The organism is Ulvibacterium marinum (genome assembly GCF_003626755.1).
In the GTDB taxonomy this organism is placed as follows: domain Bacteria; phylum Bacteroidota; class Bacteroidia; order Flavobacteriales; family Flavobacteriaceae; genus Ulvibacterium; species Ulvibacterium marinum.
Genome location: NZ_RBCJ01000003.1, coordinates 954,416 through 975,436, shown reverse-complemented (window position 1 = coordinate 975,436; position 21,021 = coordinate 954,416). Strand labels below are relative to the sequence as shown.

19 protein-coding genes are annotated in these 21,021 nt (G+C 40.1%); 14 read left to right on the top strand and 5 right to left on the bottom strand.

Annotation, left to right across the window (positions count from 1 at the left end):
• Positions 1-16: 16 nt before the first annotated feature.
• The 3 genes from D7Z94_RS17380 to ruvX all read right to left on the bottom strand — a co-directional run bounded on the left by D7Z94_RS17380 (position 17) and on the right by ruvX (position 1,620).
• Positions 17-436 carry a DUF5606 family protein gene (locus tag D7Z94_RS17380; protein WP_120712826.1) on the bottom strand — a complete coding sequence of 140 codons (420 nt, stop codon included), beginning with the start codon at positions 434-436 and terminating at the stop codon, positions 17-19.
• A gap of 183 nt (positions 437-619) precedes the next feature.
• Positions 620-1,210: a peptide deformylase gene (gene def / locus D7Z94_RS17375; RefSeq protein ID WP_120712825.1), complete on the bottom strand. Its 591-nt coding sequence runs from the start codon at positions 1,208-1,210 to the stop codon at positions 620-622.
• Positions 1,207-1,620, bottom strand: coding sequence for a Holliday junction resolvase RuvX (ruvX, locus tag D7Z94_RS17370; RefSeq protein ID WP_120712824.1), 414 nt, complete (start codon positions 1,618-1,620; stop codon positions 1,207-1,209). Before ruvX ends, def begins: the two co-directional genes overlap by 4 nt.
• Before the next feature lie 103 nt (positions 1,621-1,723).
• Between ruvX and D7Z94_RS17365 the strand changes: the two genes are divergently transcribed.
• On the top strand, positions 1,724-2,539 hold the full coding sequence (locus tag D7Z94_RS17365; protein ID WP_120712823.1) for a 2,3,4,5-tetrahydropyridine-2,6-dicarboxylate N-succinyltransferase: 816 nt from the start codon (positions 1,724-1,726) through the stop codon (positions 2,537-2,539).
• Positions 2,540-2,642: 103 nt separating this feature from the next.
• Positions 2,643-3,437: a glycosyltransferase family 2 protein gene (locus tag D7Z94_RS17360; protein WP_120712822.1), complete on the top strand. Its 795-nt coding sequence runs from the start codon at positions 2,643-2,645 to the stop codon at positions 3,435-3,437.
• Here D7Z94_RS17360 and D7Z94_RS17355 read toward each other — a convergent pair.
• Positions 3,419-4,255, bottom strand: a complete 837-nt coding sequence (locus tag D7Z94_RS17355; protein ID WP_245967236.1) for a glycosyltransferase family 2 protein — start codon at positions 4,253-4,255, stop codon at positions 3,419-3,421. The two genes, D7Z94_RS17360 and D7Z94_RS17355, sit on opposite strands and share 19 nt — an antisense overlap.
• An 18-nt stretch (positions 4,256-4,273) precedes the next feature.
• Here D7Z94_RS17355 and D7Z94_RS17350 point away from each other — a divergent pair, with 18 nt between their 5' ends.
• From D7Z94_RS17350 to D7Z94_RS17320, 7 genes are all read left to right on the top strand, one after another.
• Positions 4,274-5,353: a glycosyltransferase family 52 gene (locus D7Z94_RS17350; RefSeq protein WP_147415921.1), complete on the top strand. Its 1,080-nt coding sequence runs from the start codon at positions 4,274-4,276 to the stop codon at positions 5,351-5,353.
• An 8-nt stretch (positions 5,354-5,361) separates the two neighbouring features.
• The gene (locus tag D7Z94_RS17345; RefSeq protein WP_120712820.1) at positions 5,362-6,531 is read left to right on the top strand and encodes an N-acylneuraminate cytidylyltransferase; all 1,170 of its coding nucleotides are present in this window, start codon (positions 5,362-5,364) and stop codon (positions 6,529-6,531) included.
• Complete coding sequence (locus tag D7Z94_RS17340) at positions 6,521-7,390, top strand: N-acetylneuraminate synthase family protein (protein ID WP_120712819.1); 870 nt, start codon at positions 6,521-6,523, stop codon at positions 7,388-7,390. Before D7Z94_RS17345 ends, D7Z94_RS17340 begins: the two co-directional genes overlap by 11 nt.
• Before the next feature lie 135 nt (positions 7,391-7,525).
• Entirely contained in the window at positions 7,526-8,953 is a 1,428-nt protein-coding gene (locus D7Z94_RS17335; protein WP_120712818.1) for a CCA tRNA nucleotidyltransferase, read from the top strand.
• 79 nt (positions 8,954-9,032) lie between these two features.
• Complete coding sequence (locus D7Z94_RS17330) at positions 9,033-10,064, top strand: COX15/CtaA family protein (protein WP_120712817.1); 1,032 nt, start codon at positions 9,033-9,035, stop codon at positions 10,062-10,064.
• 28 nt (positions 10,065-10,092) lie between these two features.
• Positions 10,093-10,587, top strand: coding sequence for an IS1096 element passenger TnpR family protein (locus tag D7Z94_RS17325; protein WP_120712816.1), 495 nt, complete (start codon positions 10,093-10,095; stop codon positions 10,585-10,587).
• 83 nt (positions 10,588-10,670) lie between these two features.
• Entirely contained in the window at positions 10,671-11,729 is a 1,059-nt protein-coding gene (locus D7Z94_RS17320) for a nucleoid-associated protein (RefSeq protein WP_120712815.1), read from the top strand.
• A gap of 201 nt (positions 11,730-11,930) precedes the next feature.
• Here the strand turns inward: D7Z94_RS17320 and D7Z94_RS17315 are convergent, their stop codons facing one another.
• Positions 11,931-13,016, bottom strand: coding sequence for a hypothetical protein (locus tag D7Z94_RS17315; RefSeq protein ID WP_211341799.1), 1,086 nt, complete (start codon positions 13,014-13,016; stop codon positions 11,931-11,933).
• A 91-nt stretch (positions 13,017-13,107) separates the two neighbouring features.
• Between D7Z94_RS17315 and D7Z94_RS17310 the strand changes: the two genes are divergently transcribed.
• Genes D7Z94_RS17310 through D7Z94_RS17290 form a run of 5 tightly spaced genes read left to right on the top strand, consistent with a single transcriptional unit; the run spans position 13,108 to position 20,853 of the window.
• Entirely contained in the window at positions 13,108-14,010 is a 903-nt protein-coding gene (locus tag D7Z94_RS17310) for an ABC transporter ATP-binding protein (protein WP_120712814.1), read from the top strand.
• Positions 14,011-14,017: 7 nt separating this feature from the next.
• Positions 14,018-14,851 carry an ABC transporter permease gene (locus tag D7Z94_RS17305; protein ID WP_120712813.1) on the top strand — a complete coding sequence of 278 codons (834 nt, stop codon included), beginning with the start codon at positions 14,018-14,020 and terminating at the stop codon, positions 14,849-14,851.
• A gap of 26 nt (positions 14,852-14,877) precedes the next feature.
• The gene (locus tag D7Z94_RS17300; protein WP_120712812.1) at positions 14,878-17,592 is read left to right on the top strand and encodes a T9SS type B sorting domain-containing protein; all 2,715 of its coding nucleotides are present in this window, start codon (positions 14,878-14,880) and stop codon (positions 17,590-17,592) included.
• A gap of 57 nt (positions 17,593-17,649) precedes the next feature.
• On the top strand, positions 17,650-19,386 hold the full coding sequence (locus D7Z94_RS17295; protein WP_147415920.1) for a T9SS type B sorting domain-containing protein: 1,737 nt from the start codon (positions 17,650-17,652) through the stop codon (positions 19,384-19,386).
• A gap of 12 nt (positions 19,387-19,398) precedes the next feature.
• Positions 19,399-20,853 carry a T9SS type B sorting domain-containing protein gene (locus D7Z94_RS17290; protein WP_120712810.1) on the top strand — a complete coding sequence of 485 codons (1,455 nt, stop codon included), beginning with the start codon at positions 19,399-19,401 and terminating at the stop codon, positions 20,851-20,853.
• Positions 20,854-21,021 lie beyond the last annotated feature (168 nt).

Sequence of the window (21,021 nt, the reverse complement as noted above, 5' to 3'; positions counted from 1 at the left end):
TTCTACTGTTGCGTTGCTATTCTTCCTCAGAAGAATTTTCCTCGTCATCGGAAAAATCGGCAATACCATTATCATGCAAGAGGTTATACCATTGAATCACTTTTTTGATATCGCTGGCATATACCCTATCCTCATCATAATTGGGCAATATTTCAAAGAAGTACTCCTCCAGGACTATTTTCTCGGCCTTGTGGCCAACAGAAGTTTTCCCACCTTTTTCCTTTACTTGAATCTTTTGGAAGACTTGCCGTAATGGCAATTCCTCTTCCAAGGTATAGATAGCTATTTCCGAAAGCACGCTAACATTGTTGTGCGCACCAACGGATACTCTTTTTTTATCCAAAAGGGATTCGGCCACAAAACCGGTTCGTGTCTGGGTCAACAGCCTATAAAGACCTGGTTTACCACCTATGGAAAGAATTTTGTCCAAACTCATGTATTCAAAGAATTAAAGCCGCAAATATGATACTTTTCGTTTGACTTGGGAATTAAATAAAGAAATTTTTTGGAACGATTTGTTCTAACTCCTGATTTACATTTTTGCAAAAAGCAAAATAGGAACCCAAATTTATAAGCAAGCTAAACAAAAAAGAATCTTTTGGCACCAGAGGTCTTAAATTTAACGTCCCTTTTTTAGATTGGGAAAACGCATGCGATAATCCACCTCGATCTTGCCTTTGGAAATATTGTTCAACCTCCCTTTCAGCAATCGTTTTTTCAAAGGTGAAAGCTTGTCCGTAAAGAGGATACCTTCTATGTGATCATACTCATGCTGAATTACACGCGCCAGCAACCCGTCATAGGTTTCCGTGTGTTCCTTAAAGTTTTCGTCCAAATAAGAAACGGTAATGGTATCCATTCGCTTTATATCTTCGCGAATATCGGGAATGCTGAGGCAACCTTCGTTAAAGGTCCATTCCTCCCCTACTTCCTTCTCTATTTTGGCATTGATAAAGGCTTTTTTAAAGCCGTTCAACTTTTTTCGTTCTTCTTCCGACAGGTCTTCATCATCCGCAAATGGGGTGGTATCCACCAAAAAAAGGCGAATGGGCAACCCTATCTGTGGTGCCGCCAAACCCACGCCGTTCGCATTGTACATGGTCTCCCACATATTGGTCAAGAGTTCATTCAATTGGGGATATTGTTCGTCTATCTCCTTTCCCACCTTCCTTAAAACTGGGTCGCCATAGGCTACTATAGGTAATGTCATTGCTTTCTTTTTAAATAGTCCTGCAGGATGAGCGTCGCACTTATCTCGTCCACCAAAGCCTTGTTCCTACGTTGTTTTTTCTTCAATCCTGAATCAATCATGGTTTGAAAAGCTATTTTTGAGGTAAAACGCTCGTCCTGGCGATCTACGGGTATTTCAGGAAATTTCAAGGACAACCGCTTCAAGAAAGGCCTTATCAATACTTCTACTTCAGAAGGTGTATTATCCATTTGTTTAGGTTCGCCTACAATAATTTGATCTACCGTTTCATTCCGCAAATACTCCGTAAGAAAAGCAAATAATTCATGTGTAGGCACAGTTGTTAACCCAGAAGCGATCAACTTCAATTCATCGGTAACAGCAATGCCCGTTTTCTTTTTTCCATAATCTAGTGCCAAAAATCGTCCCAATCCTAAATTTTTGGCAAAAATAATTCATTATACGTAATAACGGCACATAAGGATGCATGAATTGAGCGATGACCTGTATATTTGATAAAATTTTAAACAACCAATGACCGAACTGAGACAAATAATTGAAAACGCTTGGGAAAATCGGGAACTTCTCAAACAATCTGAGACCCAAGATGCCATTCGTAAGCTTATAGACCACATTGATGAAGGAAAACTGCGTTGCGCGGAACCTACAAATGATGGATGGCAAATTAATGAATGGGTAAAAAAGGGCGTAGTGCTCTATTTCCCGATACAAAAAATGGAGGTTTTGGAAGCCGGTATCTTTGAATATCATGACAAAATTCCATTAAAACGAGGGTATCAAAAAAAGGGTATACGAGTAGTGCCCCACGCCGTAGCCAGACATGGCGCCTATATTTCTCCTGGAACCATCTTAATGCCCAGTTACGTGAATATCGGGGCCTATGTGGATGAAGGCACCATGGTAGATACCTGGGCAACGGTTGGCAGTTGTGCCCAAATAGGGAAAAATGTGCATTTAAGTGGCGGTGTTGGTATTGGAGGTGTTCTAGAACCTTTGCAGGCGGCCCCTGTCATTATTGAGGATAATGCGTTCATCGGTTCACGATGTATTGTGGTTGAAGGGGTCCGCGTGGAGAGGGAGGCCGTTTTGGGAGCTAATGTGGTCCTTACCGCTTCCACGAAAATCATTGATGTTACTGGTGACGTACCTGTCGAAACCAAAGGTAGGGTTCCCGCTCGTTCAGTTGTTATACCAGGGAGTTACACCAAGAAATTCAACGCGGGAGATTATCAAGTACCCTGCGCGCTCATCATAGGTACAAGAAAGGAAAGTACAAATAAAAAGACTTCCCTTAATGATGCGCTTCGGGAATATGATGTAGCTGTGTAGAAAGTTATTTGTAGGAAATTTATAGATTAACATACTATTTTCTATTTTTTTTAGTTATAAATTTGTTTATAGAATTGATTGTACCTGCTTAACAGAAATTTTTATGACCCCCCCCAAAGAAAAAATATCCGCACTGATAATTGCCTATAACGAAATTGGCTATATTGAAAGATGTATAAACTCCATATCCTTTGCCGATGAGATTATAGTGGTAGATTCCTATAGCACGGATGGCACTTATGAATTTTTGCAAAATCATCCCAAAGTCAAGGTCATTCAACACCCTTTTTCCAATTTTACCTTGCAAAAATCTTTTGCCCTAAAGCAGGCTTCCTATGATTGGATTTTATTTTTGGATGCAGACGAGGTGGTTTCCTCAGAACTGAAATCGGAGATAATTGATACGGTTAATGGCGATATGGGCCATGCGGCATATTGGTTCTATAGAAAATTTATGTTCCAGGATAGTCCGTTACACTTCAGTGGATGGCAAACGGATAAAAATTATAGGCTGTTCCGGAAAAGTAAAGCCCGCTTTTCCGATAAAAAAATAGTTCATGAAACATTGGTAGTAGATGGTACATGTGGTATCCTAAAGGAAAAATTGACACATTATTGCTACAAGAATTATGAAGATTACAAGGCAAAAATGCTGAAATATGGGCGTTTAAAAGCAAAAGAGGATTTTTATAGGGAGCGAAGATTTAGTTTTTTGTCATTAATTTTTAAGCCTCTATGGAAGTTTTTTAATCACTACTTTCTTCGTTTAGGTATTCTGGACGGTAAAAATGGAATTACCATTTGTTACCTAAACGCATTGAGCGATTTGGAAAGGTATCGCGAGCTTAAAAAACTGGAGAAAAAGAACGAACTGGCATACTACTTAGTAATGCCATAATAGGTCCACACACTTTTTTTCTGTCTTACTTCCTTACGGATTACTTGATTCTTGGCAATAGCCTCCGGTGTTCTATACCCCCGCTCATGATCTAAATGAACACAGACGGCACTATAGCGTAATTGCTTTGATCGAACACCAAAATTGAAGAGACGTTCCCCAAATTCACGATCTTCACCTCCATATTGCATCCGCTCGTCAAATCCATTTACATTAAGAATATCCTTTTTCCATCCGGAAGAGTTATGACCGTTCCAACTAGCATTGGTGGGTGTAAACGTGTTAAACAATGTAGAGATAAAACCCCTAGCCGTAAGTTTATTGTTCTTGAATGTCTTTGGGATACCCTTATCCTTAAGCCATTGAATATTAAAACAATTCTGCATTTCAATGTCTTTCAGGGTTATTGCCTTTGAAATATTCATGGGCAACATGTAATATCCACCGGATATAAAATAACCCGGCTCCTTGTTGATGTAATGTACCTGAACAAAATCTTCACGTGGAATACAGTCCCCATCCGTCATAATGATATATTCGGTCTTACTTGCTTGGATGGCCTTGTTGAGAATCCTACATTTTTGAAATCCATCATCCTCCTGCCATACATGATTTATAGGGTAACTGACCTTTTCCTCCATTTCGGCCAAAAGCTCCCGAGTTTCTACACTGGAACCGTCATCGGCGATAATAACCTCAAAATCCTTATAGGTCTGACATTGAAAGCCCCAGAGGACCTTTTTGAGCCATTCTGGTTTATTATAGGTACTTATGATTACACTGACCGTGCTCAAGCTATTTTCCTTAAATTTGTCCAACTTTACAAATGTAGTTTTTTGAGTTCCATCTCCAATATAAATCCAAAAAATTCTATACGCCGTACCTACGTAGGATCCACCATCTACCACATATACCTCTCTATATTACATATTATCCGAGATTCGGGATATGAATCCAACAACTGCGGAAATAATCTTTTGTTCCTAGTGGAAAGTACACCCATGATAGAGACTTTGATTCCTAATCTCAAAAAACGGTTTTTCCGGGATGTACATATAATTTCGGAGCGTAAGGATCATGTAGCGGATTTGGGCAAATTTGATTACTCTTTTCGAAGAAAGAAAAAATTACCTACTTATTTAGAAGAAAAACATCCTGCTTTAAGGGAAGAAAAAGTATTCGTTAATTCTTCGGACCTTTATCTATGTGATACGGACTCTTCCAAGAGTTATTTTCTATACGAGTTTGGAAAAAAGGATATCAAAATGATCGAGGACGGTGCGCGAACATATAGTCAAAGGCATAGCTTTTTTGAGCAGTTGATAAAGCATTATCTTACCAAAACACCTGTTGGTGGAGGTTTCGATAAGGAAGTTAAAACTATTTTCGCCCAATTTCCAAATAGGCTACCCCGACCTTTACAAAAAAAGGCTGTGGAGCTTAACATCAAAAAAGAAACAACGAAATTGGACGAAACGACAAAAAATGAAATTTTTGAAGTTTTCCTTCCCAAGGATACATTTAAAATAGAAGGGCAAAACAACGCTTTGATTCTTAGTCAACCCATTTCCGAGGACAAGGTCATTAAAAATGAGTCGGAAAAAATAAAAATCTACTCGGACGTAATCTCCAAAGTACCTAAAAATATGACCGTTGTACTAAAAGTACATCCAAGGGAAACAACGAGGTACGAGGAACATTTTACCGATATAGTTATACTTCCCGCTCTATTCCCTATTGAGATTTTAGGGCTTAGAAAAGGATTTTATTTTGAACAGGGGTATACCCTTTTCTCCACTGCACTTTCCAATTTGGAAATCGTAAAGGAGCGATTTTTTTTGGGTAAGGATTATTTGGATAAATTTACCGTTAAGGCGACTCGGAATTTAATAGAAAACATGGTCGTGGACCAATAAATAAACATATGTCTAAATCGATAGGATTCATTCCCCTCAGAAAAAACTCCAAAGGTATTCCGGGCAAAAACAAGAAAAAATTGCTGGGCAGACCTTTGTTTACCTGGGTGCTTACAGAGGCCATTTTTTCCAATTTGGACGAGGTTTTTATTTTTACCGATGATACTGAAATCATTGATTATGTGAACACCCATTTTAATTGGTCGACCAAGGTGAAGTGTCTCGAACGTTCTTCGGAAAATGCATCGGACACCTCTTCAACGGAAGCGGCCATGTTGGAGTTTTGCGACAAGGTAGAAACGAATTTTGATATTTTCTGCCTGCTACAGGCCACATCACCCTTGACCCAAAGAACGGATATTGACCGGGGATTGGAAAAATTGCAAAAAGAAAAATTGGATGCTGTTCTAAGCGTTGTAAATACGCATAGGTTTACATGGTCAAAAGATGGAAAACCTCTGAATTACGATTTCCGTAATCGTCCTCGGCGGCAAGATTTTGAAGGTCTACTCATAGAAAATGGAGCTATCTATTGTACTACTAAATCTGCCTTGCTGGCCTCCAAAAATCGATTAAGTGGGGAAATCGGTACTATAGAAATGTCAGAGGATACATTGGTAGAAATCGATTCCGAAACGGATTGGCAAGTTGTGGAACAATTATTGACCTCCAACTTTAAGCAAAATAAATCCACACAACGTATCAATTATTTGATTTTGGATGTAGACGGGGTGTTTACGGACGGGCGGGTGACATTCAATAGCGAGGGGGAATTCTCTAAAGTGTTCGACATGCGGGACGGCATGGGACTTGAAATATTGAGACAGCACGATGTAAGGGTCATGGTAATGACATCCGAAAACTCTGAAGTTGTGGCAGAGCGAATGAAAAAGCTAAAAATAGAGGATGTCTTTCTAGGGATAAAAGACAAATATTCCTGTTTGGAAGATATCTGTATGGAACGGAACATTTCTCCTAAAGAAATTGCTTATATCGGTGATGATGTAAACGATCTTAGCAATATGCTTAGGGCAGGTTGGTCCCTTTGTCCCTACAATGCTACCCGACTCATTCAATTCCATGCGGACATCGTTTTGAAGAACAAATCGGCCGAAGGTGCAATCCGCGAAGCATCCGAATTTATCATAAATTATAACCTAAGATTTAATGACCTATAAAGAACCCTATATTATAGCGGAAATTGGCTGTAACCACAAAGGCGATATGAAAATTGCCAAAGAACTCATTAATATGGCCAAGATTTTTGGCAATGCCAATGCGGTAAAGTTCCAAAAAAGGAACAATCGAGAGCTTCTTACCGAGGAGCAATATAATGCGCCGCATCCAAATCCAATAAATTCTTATGGGGAAACATACGGCGCACACCGGGAATTTCTGGAATTTGACGTTAATCAGCACCGTGAACTTAAGGATTACTGTGAAGAGGTGGGTATTACGTACTCTACCTCGGTCTGGGAAACCATTTCTGCTAAGGAAATGGCAAGCTTAGAACCGGATTTTATTAAGATTCCATCCGCCTGCAATAACAATTTTGAGATGTTGGGCTGGTTGTGCGATAATTACCTTGGAGAAATCCATATCTCCACGGGAATGACCACCAAGGACGAAATTGAGATCCTTGTAGATTTTTTCGAAGAACGCGGCAGAGGGAAAGATTTGGTGGTATACAATTGCACTTCCGGTTATCCTGTTCCTTTTGAGGACATCTGTTTATTGGATATTTTGAAACTTCGGGAAAAGTATGCGGAAAAAGTTAAAAGTATAGGGTTCTCCGGCCATCATTTAGGTATCGCCGTGGACGTAGCGGCCTTCACCTTGGGAGCTCATATCATTGAACGGCATTTTACCCTGGACCGGACTTGGAAAGGTACAGACCATGCAGCATCCTTAGAACCCATGGGATTACGGAAATTATGCCGTGATTTAAGAGCCACCCATAAAGCATTGACCTATAAACAAAAAGACATCTTGGATATTGAAAAAGTACAGCGGGACAAATTGAAATATCAAAAATAGCAGGTTTTATTTCGATTTGGGCAATGTAGCTTTATCGATTTTTAAGTAAAAATTCCATTGTCCCCTTGCCAGATGTAAACATTTTTTTAATTCTTTGCCTTATCCTATAGTAAAGCCCGAGGAAATAGTATTAAAATGCAACAACAAGACCATAAAAAGGCACTTCAAGATCCTATATTTATGCTAATCGCCGACACCGCCAAAGAAGTCGGCATGGACTGCTATGTTATTGGTGGTTTTGTACGCGATTATCTAATGGATAGGGGAACTCCTAAGGATATTGATGTTGTAGCCGTTGGAAGTGGAATAGAACTTGCAAAAAGAGTGGCTTCCCATCTGCCTGGCAACCCCAAAGTTTCTGTATTTAAGAACTTCGGTACCGCTATGATAAATCATAAGGGTCTGGAATTGGAATTTGTAGGTGCACGAAAAGAAAGTTATCAAAGGAACAGTCGAAAACCAATAGTTGAGGACGGGACCTTGGAAGAGGATCAAAAACGCAGGGATTTTACCATCAACGCCCTGGCCCTATCCTTGAATAAGGAAGATTATGGTATTTTACTCGATCCGTTCGATGGGTTGGGCGATCTAAACAGAAAATTGATTCGAACCCCGTTGGAACCTGGTATTACCTATTCCGATGATCCCTTACGTATGATGCGGGCCATTCGGTTTGCTACGCAATTGGGATTCACAATTCATAACGAATCACTTCAAGCGATTACCGAAAACAAACAACGCATTAAAATCATATCCAAGGAACGTATTGTTGATGAGCTTCACAAAATCTTGGGAAGTGCCAAGCCATCCGTAGGTTTTGCCTTATTGCATAAAACCGGTCTTCTTCCGTATATCTTACCAGAACTCAAGGCTTTGCAAGGTATCGAGGAGATTGAAGGCCAACGCCATAAGGATAATTTTTGGCACACCTTGGAAGTAGTGGACAATATAGCAAAGACTACGGAGAATGTTTGGTTGCGCTGGGCGGCCTTACTGCACGATATAGGAAAAGCACCGACGAAAAGATTCCATAAAAAAATTGGTTGGACCTTTCATGGTCATGAGTTTGTAGGTTCCAAAATGGTGTACACTCTTTTTAAACGGCTTCATATGCCCCTAAATGAAAAGATGAAGTTCGTACAAAAAATGGTGCGGATGAGCTCTAGACCCATTATACTTTCCGAAGATTTTGTAACAGATTCCGCTGTCCGTCGGCTTATTTTCGATGCAGGCGATCACGTGGAGGATTTGATGACCCTTTGTGAGGCGGATATAACGACCAAAAACCCAAGGAAACAACAAAAATATAAACGCAATTTTAAACTGGTACGTCAAAAAATAGTGGAAGTAGAGGAACGTGACCATATTCGCAATTTTCAACCCCCCATTAGTGGAGAAGAAATTATGAAGACCTTTGGCTTAAAACCTTCCAGGGAAATTGGCATTTTAAAAGAGGCCATCAAGGAAGCCATCTTAGAGGGTATTATTCCCAATGAATATAGTGCCGCTCAAAAATATATGCTTCAAAAAGGAGATGAGATGGGACTTATTGCAAAAATTTAAGGTATAAAATCCACAAAATGTAGCTCTTATTCTTCTTGACGACGTAATTTTGCAATATATATAACGGTACATTCTTTTCATGCCAAAAAGTTTTAGAAAAATCGCCAAGGTTTCCTTGGTTTTGGTTTACCTTGTAATCATCGCAGGAGCTGTAGTGCGTATGACAGGTAGTGGTATGGGCTGCCCTGATTGGCCTAAATGTTTTGGATATTATATTCCGCCTACCCAAGAATCCGAATTGCAATGGCAAGCAGAAAAAGAATACAAAAAAGGGCAGGTAATCATTCGCAATGAAACTCTTTTGGTGGCAGAAATGGATTTTGTTACTTCCTCTGTTTTCAAACAGAAAAACTGGGCTGCTTATACCAAACATGATTATGCGGTTTTCAATCCATGGCACACTTGGATAGAGTTTATCAATAGGCTTTTTGGGGCTCTAGCTGGTTTGGCGACCTTGATTCTCGCCGTACTCTCCTTAAAACACTGGAAAAAAAACAAATGGATTACGATTTTCTCCTGGCTCGTAGTATTTGGTATGGGATTTCAGGCATGGTTGGGCGCCACCGTAGTCTACTCCGTTTTGGAACCCGTTAAAATAACACTTCACATGGTTATGGCCCTAATTATTGTTGCCATGCTATTGTATGTGATACATCTATCAAAAAAAGAAATACATGCATCTACATACAACAGCACCATATTTACTTTTTTGACCGTTGCCCTTTTAATTACGATAGCACAGGTTGTGTTAGGTACCCAAGTCCGGCAGTTTGTGGATGAGCAAATTGATTTGGTAGGGCAAAACCCATACTTATGGTTGCAAGACCCGTCAATTCAATTTTATGTGCATCGGTCGTTTTCCATGGTCGTTGTATTGATCAATCTTTACTTGGCGTATAGGATCTATACATTAAACTTAAACCTTGTTAAAATCAATTGGGTCCTAATTATATTGTTGGCCGAAGTTATAACGGGGATGGCCATGTATTATTGGGATTTCCCATTTGCCAGCCAGCCTCTCCATTTGGTACTGGCGTCATTGCTTTTTGGGGTTCAGTTTTATTTGGTACTTGAAGCTTATAATTTCAAAAGAAGTCACAAATCTTTGTAACTTTGCCTTCACCCAAAAGTGAAAGCGAATGATTTATAAAATCAGGATAATCCTAGATGCAAAGGAGGATATTTTCAGGGATTTAGAGATCAATGCGGAAAATACCCTGGAAGATTTTCACAATGCGATTGCCCAATCATTTGGTTTTCTGGGCAGTGAAATGGCATCTTTCTACACTTGCGACGATAATTGGACCCAAGATGAAGAAATAGCCCTTTTTGATATGGCGGAAAACGGCTCGGAAGTTCGCCTAATGAACGAGACCTTTTTAGAAGACGTCCTTACCGAAAAAACTCCAAAACTGATCTATGTATATGATTTTCTTAATATGTGGACCTTCTTTGTAGAATTGGCCGATATCGTTAAAAAGGAAGACGGACGATCGTATCCCAACCTCTTATTTAGTTTTGGGGAACTTCCCGAAAATCCGCCGGAGAAAAACTTCAAGTCCGATCCTAAATTTGATTTTGAGGATACTTTTGAAAATTATGATGACTTGGACTTTGACGAAAACTGGAACTAAAAATTGGGTCATCACCTACTGTTTTACCATTTACTTTTTGACTTTTATTCCTTGACCTTTAACAAAAAACCATAACCCGAATTATGCTAAATTTATACCCTACCCAAATTGAAAATGTCTCCCTCCACAGCGTAGGCAACAAAAACAAGAATGAGAGCCTATTCCTATCCGAGAAACCCCTTTTTTTGAACGATGAGACCACTGGTCTTTTAAAGGAATATTTTTTTAAACCGTTTCGGGAAAAGGAAGAAAACTATTTCAAATTGTCCCATGAGGTGGATATCGAATTCAATGAACTTTTTAAAATTGTTACCGAAATTTTTAGCGATCAGGATAGCGTTCATTTGAATTCCAAAAAAATCGCCGCCCATCTCTTTGATCAGTCCAATCATCCCCATATAAAAAGCGGAGAGGTTTATGTAGCTTATTTAACGGGTATTCTGTTGGACAATACCAAAGTAGATGCAATCGGTATTTTCAAAAGTGAATTGAAACATGATTTTCTACAATTCAAGGAAAAGGATGGTAATATAGATATCGTCATTCAACAGGGAATCAACGTTAACAAGCTAGATAAAGGTTGTCTCATATTCAATGTAAACAAAGAAGAAGGGTATAAAGTCCTATCTGTGGATAGTAATCGATATGACACCAAATATTGGTTGGAGAACTTTTTGGGAGTTGATGTATTGGCCGATGAAAACTTTTATACCAAAAACTATTTGAAGTTTTGCCAGAATTTTGCCAAGGATGTTGTTTTGCCGGCAGAGGATAAACAACAGGAAGTTCTTTTTATGAACAAAGCCGTTAATCACTTTGCCAAAAACGATGCCTTCGAGGAATCCAACTTTTTAAATGAAGTTATGGAAAACCCGGAACTCATTCCAGAATTTAAACATTATAAGGTAGAAAAAGGGCCAAAATACAGCATTGAGGATGTTTCTAATTTTGACATCGCCAACAAAGCGGTTTCTGATGTGCGGAAGAAGATAAAAAATGTCATTAATCTAGATACCAATATTCAAATAAAACTGGATTTTATCAATCCGGAATCTGCAGAAAAATTTGTTGAAAAAGGCTGGGACGAAGAACGGCAAATGTACTATTACCTAGTCTATTTCAATAAGGAACAGAAGAGTTAATATTCGAATACCATTATATATACTTTCAGCATGATTGTTTTATCGTGCTGCCATTGCACTAAGCGAATAAATACAACTCTTTTTGGTTTTTGAATTTATGAATGCATAGGTAAACTCTCTTGAAAATAGAGAAGCTTTTCGAGAACCTACAAAAACCGCACACTGTTTACCGTTTACTGTTTACTGTTTACTGTTTACTGTTTACTGAACATCAAACTTTTTCTCGATAATCTGTCTCATGCTCACGTTTTCATAATTGCGACGTACAAAATTTAACGCCAAATCCAATATCTCGCCCATGGTGTTACATTGCCTAAAATCCTTATCCAGGACAAGCTCATAAATCTGTTCCTTTAGGAGATTTACATTTTCTTCTTTACTTATAATATCTGTTTTACAGGCATTCCGAAGTTTCTTTAAGCGATTTCCAGAACTTAGGATACGTTTGGCCACTATGGACCGTTCCTCTATTTTATACTGATCCACAGAATCTTGTAACAACTTTTTTTGGACCATTTCTACCATAACAAAATTCTCCTTAAAAAACTGTGGGAAGTATACCTTCAATTTACCTTCAAACGATTGCTGGTCAAAATCTATGGCCCTTATTTTATATACCACATGGTCAAAGTCATGAACTGGCATTATCACATAGTTGTAGGAACGCATATCTCCCAATAACCGTATCATGCAGCGCTCATTGAACTTTACAAATTCCTTGGCTAATTGGGATTTCTCCGATTCGGTACAGTTGGGCAGCATATCCTTAATGAACACATCACCCGGAATCCCGGCTATATGTTCTTCTATAAGAGTATCCTTATGGACCAAAAAATTAAGGTTGTACGGAGAAAGCATATGCTCCAATTCCAATCCGTAGATACGGGAAGCATCCGTTTTTTTAATATAGAAATAGGTGAAATTGTCATTTAAAATGTTTCGTACCTTGATGCGAAAGGGTTTTGAATTCCCAAACGTACAGTAGTCCACTGCATCCACATTGAGGTATTGAAAAATCCGATCACTACCATCGGAGTGTAGTATGGAATATACTTTTTTAAGGCTCAGGTCAATTTCCTCTCTTTCGGAATCCGAATAATACACCCGTACCCACAAAGTGTCCTCGCCTTCGGCATCATATACGGCTACAGAACCGGCAAAACGCAACAAATCCTCATAGAATATGGGAATTTCTATTTTCCGATTATATTCCTCCAAATAAGCATCCAGCTTTCCGCTGACCGGATAGGTGGGTTTCTTTTTGGACATCATTTTTTCATCCTCCATAATGCCTTTTTTACGTTTAAGGGGGTAGGATTGTAACAAAGTTAAGCTTTCCTCGTCAAGTTAACATAAACCATCCTAAAAGGCTTTTAATTTGGAGAAGATACTTACCGTAAATAAGCTTACCAAGAAATTCGGCTATCTGACTGCCGTAAAAGACCTATCATTTTCAATTGAAAAAGGCAATGTATATGGTATTCTGGGTCCCAATGGAAGTGGCAAATCCACTACTTTGGGCATTGTTCTCAACGTCGTAAACCGCACAAGTGGTGACTTCTCTTGGTTTGATGGGAATACATCTACCCATGAGGCGCTAAAAAAGGTAGGTGCCATTATTGAACGTCCTAATTTCTATCCATATATGACCGCGGTGCAAAACCTTAAGCTCGTATGTAAGATTAAAGAGGTCTCTGAGGATAAAATCGAAGAGAAATTGGAACTTGTAGGATTGTTGGACCGAAAAAATAGTAAGTTCCGTACCTATTCCCTTGGGATGAAACAGCGTTTGGCCATCGCGTCCGCCCTTCTTAACGACCCCGAAATCCTGATCCTGGATGAACCCACCAATGGTTTGGATCCCCAAGGTATCCATCAGATCAGGGAAATTATTAAGAAAATTGCATCCGAGGGCACTACTATTTTATTGGCATCGCATTTGTTGGACGAAGTAGAAAAAGTGTGCAGTCATGTAGTAATTCTGAGAAAGGGCGAAAAACTCTATTCCGGCCGCGTGGACGGAATGTTGGCTAGTTATGGTTTCTTTGAACTGAAATTCAATGACATGGATAAATTGAAATCTATTTTAGAAGATAATTCCAGTTTTGGAGAGATCAAAATAGACAACGGACTACTCACGGCATTCCTCAAAGAAGAGATGAATGCAGAAGTATTAAACAGATTTCTATTTGAAAAGGGGATTGTCCTTTCCCATCTGGTAAAAAGAAAAGAGAGCCTTGAAGAGCAATTTCTAACCCTTACCAAATCACAAACCAATTAGAATAGTTATGATTCGATTACTTCAAATAGAATTTATAAAACTTTGGAACAATAGGGCCAGCAGAGTGTTGATTCTCTCGTATTTTGTTTTGCTTACATCGATTGCCCTTGTAGCCGCTATAAAATTCGATATTGGCCCCATAAAATTCCATTTGGCCGAAATCGGTATTTTTAACTTTCCCTACATATGGCATTTCAACACCTTTGTTACGGCTTTTTTTAAACTGTTCCTGGCTATTGTCATTGTTTCCATGATGGCCAACGAATACAGCAACAAGACCATAAAACAAAACTTAATTGATGGATTGTCAAAAAAAGAGTTTATACTTTCAAAGTTTTTGACCGTACTCTCCTTCGCATTGATTTCTACGGTATTCGTATTTACCGTATCATTAATATTGGGACTTATTTATTCTGATTATGACGAATTACCCATTATATTCTCCGATCTTGAATTTGTACTCGCCTTTTTCGTAAAATTGGTCGGGTTCTTCTCCTTTTGCCTGTTTTTGGGAATCCTTGTCAAACGTTCGGCATTTGCCCTTGGGTTTTTAATCCTTTGGCAAATTTTAGAAGGTATTACGAGAGGGCTCATACGATGGAAACTATTTGATGGGGATACAACAGAAACGATAATGGGTTTCTTTCCCTTACAATCCATGTTTAACCTTCTCAAAGAACCTATTACTAGATTAGAAGCTGTGCAGACGGTGGCGGATCAGGTGGGAGAAGAAATTAGTTTGAATTATCAGGTTCATGGTTATGAAATTCTTATTGTGCTCGGCTGGACGGCAATTTTCATCTATTTATCCTATGCATTATTAAAAAAGCGTGATTTGTAGTATCTTGTAGTGTTTCGGGAAACGCTATGAACAAGACGATTACATTCCTCCTATGGTTAGGGATAACATTTCCTGTCTTCATTTTTGGACAAGGCGAAACCTCCAACTGGTATTTTGGGAATGGTGCCGGTATTGTATTCAACAATGATGGAAGCGTATCCCCAATAACTGATGGCAAGCTCGAAACTTTTGAAGGATGTGCCACCATTTCCGATAGTTCTGGAAATTTACTTTTTTACACGGATGGTATTACGGTATATGACCGGACACATTCGGTCATGGAAAATGGAAGGGGACTCTATGGTGATCCGTCCAGCACCCAGTCCGCCCTCATAGTGCCGGCCCCTTCCAGTCCGAACATATTTTACATCTTTACCGTTGACACCTCTACTTTTGAAAATGATCCGGACAACGGTTTAAACTATTCGGTAGTGGATATTTCCCGAAATAATGGAAATGGTGCAGTTGTTGAAAAAAATATAAATCTTCTCAAGGATTGCTCTGAAAAAATTACTGCAGTGGTCAAGGAATGTTCAGACCAATCCATATGGTTGATGACTTTGGCCTCTGAGAACGGAACCACGGGATTTTTCAATACCTATCATGCCTTTGAAGTAAATGCTAACGGTGTAGTGACAAATCCCATACGAACCACTTTTAGCGATCTACAAATTGAAGACCCCAGGGGTTACCTGAAATTTTCTTCGGATGGAACAAAAATGGCCAGTGCCCATATGAGATTTGGGCTCTATATCTACGATTTTGATGCGGAGACCGGAAAACTTTCAAATCAAAACCGAGTGAGTCTCCCTGCACCGGACAACAACCCTTATGGCATTGAATTCTCACCAAATGGGAAATACCTTTATGTACACGCATCCAACGATGTACAAGCCGCCCAAGGCCATACCTCTTCATTATTCCAATTGGATATGGAAGCAGTAGATATCTCCGATTCGCGGGTGGTTCTGGATAAGAGAGGAGTTTATCGGGGAGCCCTTCAATTAGGAAGTAATGGCACTATTTATAGAACCCTATCAGAAAGCTATTTTAAGGGTTCTTCTTTTCTAGGGGTAATCCATAATCCTAATGGAGGAGGTGTCGGGGCAGAATACGTTCATAATGCCATTGCCCTAAATGGCAAAATAGGGACCCAAGGGCTTCCACCCTTTATACAATCCTTTTTCAACAAGATAGAATTGATTCAAAATGAGGATGGTACTACCAGTAGTTCACTGGATTTATGTGAGGGCGAACCCTTTTTGTTGGAAACCGAAAATATCCCCGGAGCCGTCTATATCTGGAAAAAGGATGGTGTGATTTTTCAGAGTCCAGGGGTAAATAGCTTTCAAATTGATACGGCCAACGAGACCCACTCTGGAAAGTATAGTTTGGAAATTTTGTTGCCCGACCCCAAGGAATGCCCTATTTTGGGAGAATCCCTGATAAATGTACATCCTCTTCCACCCAACGACCAACTTACCTTAGTACAATGTGATGTAGATATTGGTAGTTCTGCGGACGGGGTTACAACGATCAATTTAGGGCAAGTGGAGCCTAACTCGGAATACACCTATACTTTTTTTGAAACCATTCAAGACAGGGATACGGACAATCCTATCCCAGATCCTGAAAGGTTTGTTAACACTCAGGCATTTGATCAAACCCTATACTACCAAGTTACCAGCGCTTTGGGGTGTGAAAGTTTTGGGGAGCTGCAACTTCGGATACAATCGGTAGATTTGGCCGAATCGGCACAGATGACCTATTACGCTTGCGATGATGATCCTGAGGATGAAATTCTTAAGGGGACCTTTGATCTTGAAAATTTCGGGAGAAGTAATTACCCTCAAAATGAGGTAGTGTTCTACAGGAATTTAGAGGATGTGACCCTGGAGCAGAACCCACTGCCCAATATCCATATCACAGAACCTACAGTGATCTTTGCCCGTCTGGAAAATTTGAATCAATGTGAGGATATCTTGGAAATTCAATTGCAGGTAAATCCATCACCAAGCTTTAGCTTACCACAGGTTCATCTCCTTTGTACGGACAATCCAAATTTAAGTATAACGGGACCCTATGGATTTGATACCTATACTTGGTTTAAGGAAGAAGGGGATTCCCAAGAGGTAGTTTCCGATAATCAACAAATTGATATTCTGGAAATTGGGAACTACGTTTTAGAGGTAGGATATGTTTATGAGGTAGATGGGGAAACCTTAATCTGTATCAATCAAAAAAGCTTTGCCGTGCTACCCTCCAACAAGGCTGTAGTAGAAGATATTCTGATTGAGGACATATCAGAAAACAATACCATTCAAATTATGGTTTCCGGGGATGGCGACTATGAGTTTTCCATGGATGAAGCCTCATTTCAGGATGAGGCTTTCTTTGAGGATGTAGCCCCTGGATTTAGAACCATTTCCATAAGGGACAAAAATGGCTGTGGGCGCATTGAAGAGCTGGTTTCGGTTATAGGATACCCAAAGTTTTTTACCCCTAATGGGGATGGCATCAACGATTTTTGGCAGATTATTGGGGTGGATAATCACTTTCAGACCAATACTCTGGTAACCATATTTAATAGATATGGAAAAAAGGTTGCCCAAATAGTACCTAATGACAATGGATGGAACGGCACATACAATGCCGAAGCACTACCCGCTTCAGATTATTGGTTTAGTGCCATTCTGGAGGATGGGAGAGAATTTAAAGGCCATTTTGCCTTAAAAAGATGAATGGAATGAAATGCGGTCTTATAGCAGCGTAGAATTAATGGAAGTTGAATACTAAAAGTGCTCAAAAAGGTCTTACATATATCGTTTATCATACTTGGAGGATTCAGCATCCAAGCACAATTGACATGCCCAATGTTAACAGGTCCCATGGATGGAGATAGTAATGTGCCCGTAGATACCAGTATCTCTTGGAACCCAGTAGATGGAATTACCAGCTATTTGATCAGTATCGGTACAACACCTGGCGGAGGAGAGATCCTAAATCGCGCCGGTGTAGGAATAGACACGACCTATCGGCCTCCCTTTGGGCTTCCAGAAAACACCATAATTTATATAACCATTACCCTCTTTTTGTTCGATGCTGCCGATGTTATCTGCAGTGTTGGTTCCTTTAGAACGGAGGATGTAACCATACCGCCTCCTTGCACCGCATTGGAGTTTCCCATGGATGGGGCAATTGATGTTGATATCGGTACACAACTATCTTGGAACTACGCGCCCCGCTCCACTGGATATAGACTTATTCTAGGCACATCTCCAGGCGGAAATGATATTCTTGATGAAACTATTATGACCTTCATCAGTTTTGACCCTCCGGGTGACCTGCCCTTTAATACTGAAATTTTTGTTAGAATACTACCGTTTAATGAAAATGGCCCGGCTCCAGGTCCATGTCCGAACTATAGCTTTACCACAGGCTCCGTTTCGGAAATACCGGATTGCACTACATTGACCAATCCAGTGGACGGAACTATCAACGTTCCTTTGGCATCCACTTTGGAATGGGAGGAAATACCAGGTGCAGAGGGTTATCGCGTTTCCATAGGGACCTCCCCCACTTCCAATGATATTTTGGATAATGGTATTTTTAGCGGTAACACGGCAGAACTTTTGGATTTCTTGCCCAGAAGAACTTTTTTTGTTACCATAGTCCCGTTTAATGACGGAGGTGATGCCGTAGGGTGTGTTCAAGAATCATTTTCCACTATTTTAGGCTGCGACCCCTTTATCGATTCCGCTACCGGGGAACTTATCTCCTTTAGTCCACAAATAGATTTCCCAGATGTCATTTCTCTATGTTTAAATGATGGCTCTGCAAGCATTATTTCAAATGATCAAGCAGATGGTTATCGCTGGTATAGGCTAAACGCAGATGATACGGAAACTCTGATTTCACAAACACCAGAAGTAAGCTTTTCCGAAGAAGGTAACTATCGCTATGAAATTTCTAACTTGGTTTCCCAACCTGGTACCGTTTTTGAGTGTTCAAGTTCAAAGGAATTTACGGTAATCTCATCCGAGATTCCCAATATATCAAATGTGGATGTCACGGAACAAGCAAATGGATTACGTATTATAGTTCAAACGGAGGGCATTGGCGACTATGAATTTTCATTGGCTTCCAACGGCCCCTTTCAGGATAGTAATATTTTTGAGAACCTCTCCCAAGGTTCATATACCGTTTTTGTGCGTGACAAGAATGGATGCGGTCTCGCCGAACGTAGCTCGAGTAATGGCCTCAGCCCGGATGATTTTCCCAAATTCTTTACACCGAACGGGGATGGTGTCAATGATTTTTGGCAGTACGACCCTCTAATTGATATTGGAGAAGTCGATTTACAAACTATTTATATTTTTAACCGCTTGGGAGCTTTACTGACCCGAATAGACCCTAAATCCCAAGGTTGGGACGGAAATCTGGACGGTATACCTCTTCCATCATCCGATTATTGGTTCAAAGCCAAATCAAATGATAATCGAGAAGTAAAGGGACATTTTTCACTCAAACGATAACTTTCTAAGTAGATGCACAGAAAAATAATAACATATCTTCTTTTTCTACTCCTTGGAGGGTTGTCTTTTGGGCAGGATTGTCCAAGAATAAGTACTCCACAGAATGGGGATATCGATGTGCCCGTTGATAGCGAAATTCGTTGGACCCCGATCAATGGCATTATAGGATATGTCGTTTCTTTGGGAACCACACCAGGTGGAGAAGATATCTTGAATCGACGATCTTCCGGGCAAAACAATTTCTATGTACCCGAGGTAGGGCTCCCGTCGAATACCACAATTCATGTTACCATACGGTTGTTCATATTTGGACAACCAGTAAAAGTCTGTCCAGGTGAGGTTTTCACAACCGAAGAGATTACCGGCCCACCCCCTTGTACTTCCTTGAGCAAACCACTGGATGGAGAAGCAGGTGTTTCTGCAAATGCCCCAATACGATGGAATTATGCATACGGTGCTACGGGCTATAGATTGTCCATAGGAACCGCCCCCGGTCTAAATGATATTCTTTCCGACTTTGATGTGGGAAATACACTTTCCTACAAACCTTCCCAAAGCTTTCCCATTGATACCACCATTTACGTGGGCATTGTTCCCTACAATGAAAATGGTGACTTGGGTCCGTGTAGGGAAGAAAGCTTTTTAGTAGATGAAAGTGTGGATTTTTGCGAACCATTTTTTGATAGCGCGCAAGGTGGTCTAGTTACACGAAAGCCCGACATAAACTTTCCGGATAGCCTATCCATATGCCGTGGAAGTTTATCAACACGAGCTCCTACAGATGATATTGCCGACGGTTTTCGATGGTTTAGAATACATCCGGATGGTACCGAAACTTTCCTTTCCGATGGTCCGGAGGTAGACTTGTCCGAAATAGGCCTATATCGCTATGAAGCTTATAACAGTATAACCATAGCGGGGAGTACCATAGAATGTTCTGCTACTAAGGAATTCTCCGTTTTCTTATCGGAAGTTCCTGTAATCAACGGTATCGATGTTATGGGTCAGTTCAACAATCGAGAAGTTAGGATCGATGTAAGTGGCTCTGGAGAATATGAGTTTGCCCTGAACGACCCAAATGGCCCCTATCAAAATAGCAATGTCTTTACAAATGTTTCAGAACGAAGACAGATGGTTTACGTAAGGGATAAAAATGGTTGTGGCATAACAGAGGGTATTGTTGCCCGCGAACTTTCCGTAGATGATTTCCCAAAGTTCTTTACCCCGAACGGGGACGGCATCAACGACTTTTGGCAATACATTGTACCCCGAGACGATGGCGAAATAAAGGTAGCCCGTATTTGGATCTTTGACCGTTATGGCTCTCTAATTGCCCAAATAGATCCTTCCTCTCAAGGGTGGGACGGAAATTACCGTGGCAAGGCTCTTCCATCATCCGATTATTGGTTTAAGGCAGTATCGTCCAGCAATCAAAATATAAGGGGTCATTTTACTCTAAAACGGTAAGGTTATCCTTAAGACTTTCCAAAAAGTATTCCCTAATTTATGCCCTTTTTGTAATTTTAAGCGATGAAACCCACTTCCCCAGAATTCAAGGGCCATTCAAAATATCTTCAAGTCTAAATCTGATTTTTTAAAGACGATGCAATAATAGATTGCATGTGTCCATACGAA

Bases quoted from the DNA above. Each gene is read 5' to 3' on its own strand.
- D7Z94_RS17330 (WP_120712817.1), top strand. From the start codon at position 9,033: ATGCCAAAAAGTTTTAGAAAAATCGCCAAGGTTTCCTTGGTTTTGGTT.
- D7Z94_RS17365 (WP_120712823.1), top strand. From the start codon at position 1,724: ATGACCGAACTGAGACAAATAATTGAAAACGCTTGGGAAAATCGGGAA.
- D7Z94_RS17340 (WP_120712819.1), top strand. From the start codon at position 6,521: ATGACCTATAAAGAACCCTATATTATAGCGGAAATTGGCTGTAACCAC.
- D7Z94_RS17290 (WP_120712810.1), top strand. From the start codon at position 19,399: ATGCACAGAAAAATAATAACATATCTTCTTTTTCTACTCCTTGGAGGG.
- D7Z94_RS17335 (WP_120712818.1), top strand. From the start codon at position 7,526: ATGCAACAACAAGACCATAAAAAGGCACTTCAAGATCCTATATTTATG.
- D7Z94_RS17300 (WP_120712812.1), top strand. From the start codon at position 14,878: ATGAACAAGACGATTACATTCCTCCTATGGTTAGGGATAACATTTCCT.
- D7Z94_RS17325 (WP_120712816.1), top strand. From the start codon at position 10,093: ATGATTTATAAAATCAGGATAATCCTAGATGCAAAGGAGGATATTTTC.
- D7Z94_RS17315 (WP_211341799.1), bottom strand. From the start codon at position 13,016: ATGGAGGATGAAAAAATGATGTCCAAAAAGAAACCCACCTATCCGGTC.
- D7Z94_RS17305 (WP_120712813.1), top strand. From the start codon at position 14,018: ATGATTCGATTACTTCAAATAGAATTTATAAAACTTTGGAACAATAGG.
- def (WP_120712825.1), bottom strand. From the start codon at position 1,210: ATGACATTACCTATAGTAGCCTATGGCGACCCAGTTTTAAGGAAGGTG.
- D7Z94_RS17345 (WP_120712820.1), top strand. From the start codon at position 5,362: ATGTCTAAATCGATAGGATTCATTCCCCTCAGAAAAAACTCCAAAGGT.
- D7Z94_RS17380 (WP_120712826.1), bottom strand. From the start codon at position 436: ATGAGTTTGGACAAAATTCTTTCCATAGGTGGTAAACCAGGTCTTTAT.
- D7Z94_RS17360 (WP_120712822.1), top strand. From the start codon at position 2,643: ATGACCCCCCCCAAAGAAAAAATATCCGCACTGATAATTGCCTATAAC.
- D7Z94_RS17320 (WP_120712815.1), top strand. From the start codon at position 10,671: ATGCTAAATTTATACCCTACCCAAATTGAAAATGTCTCCCTCCACAGC.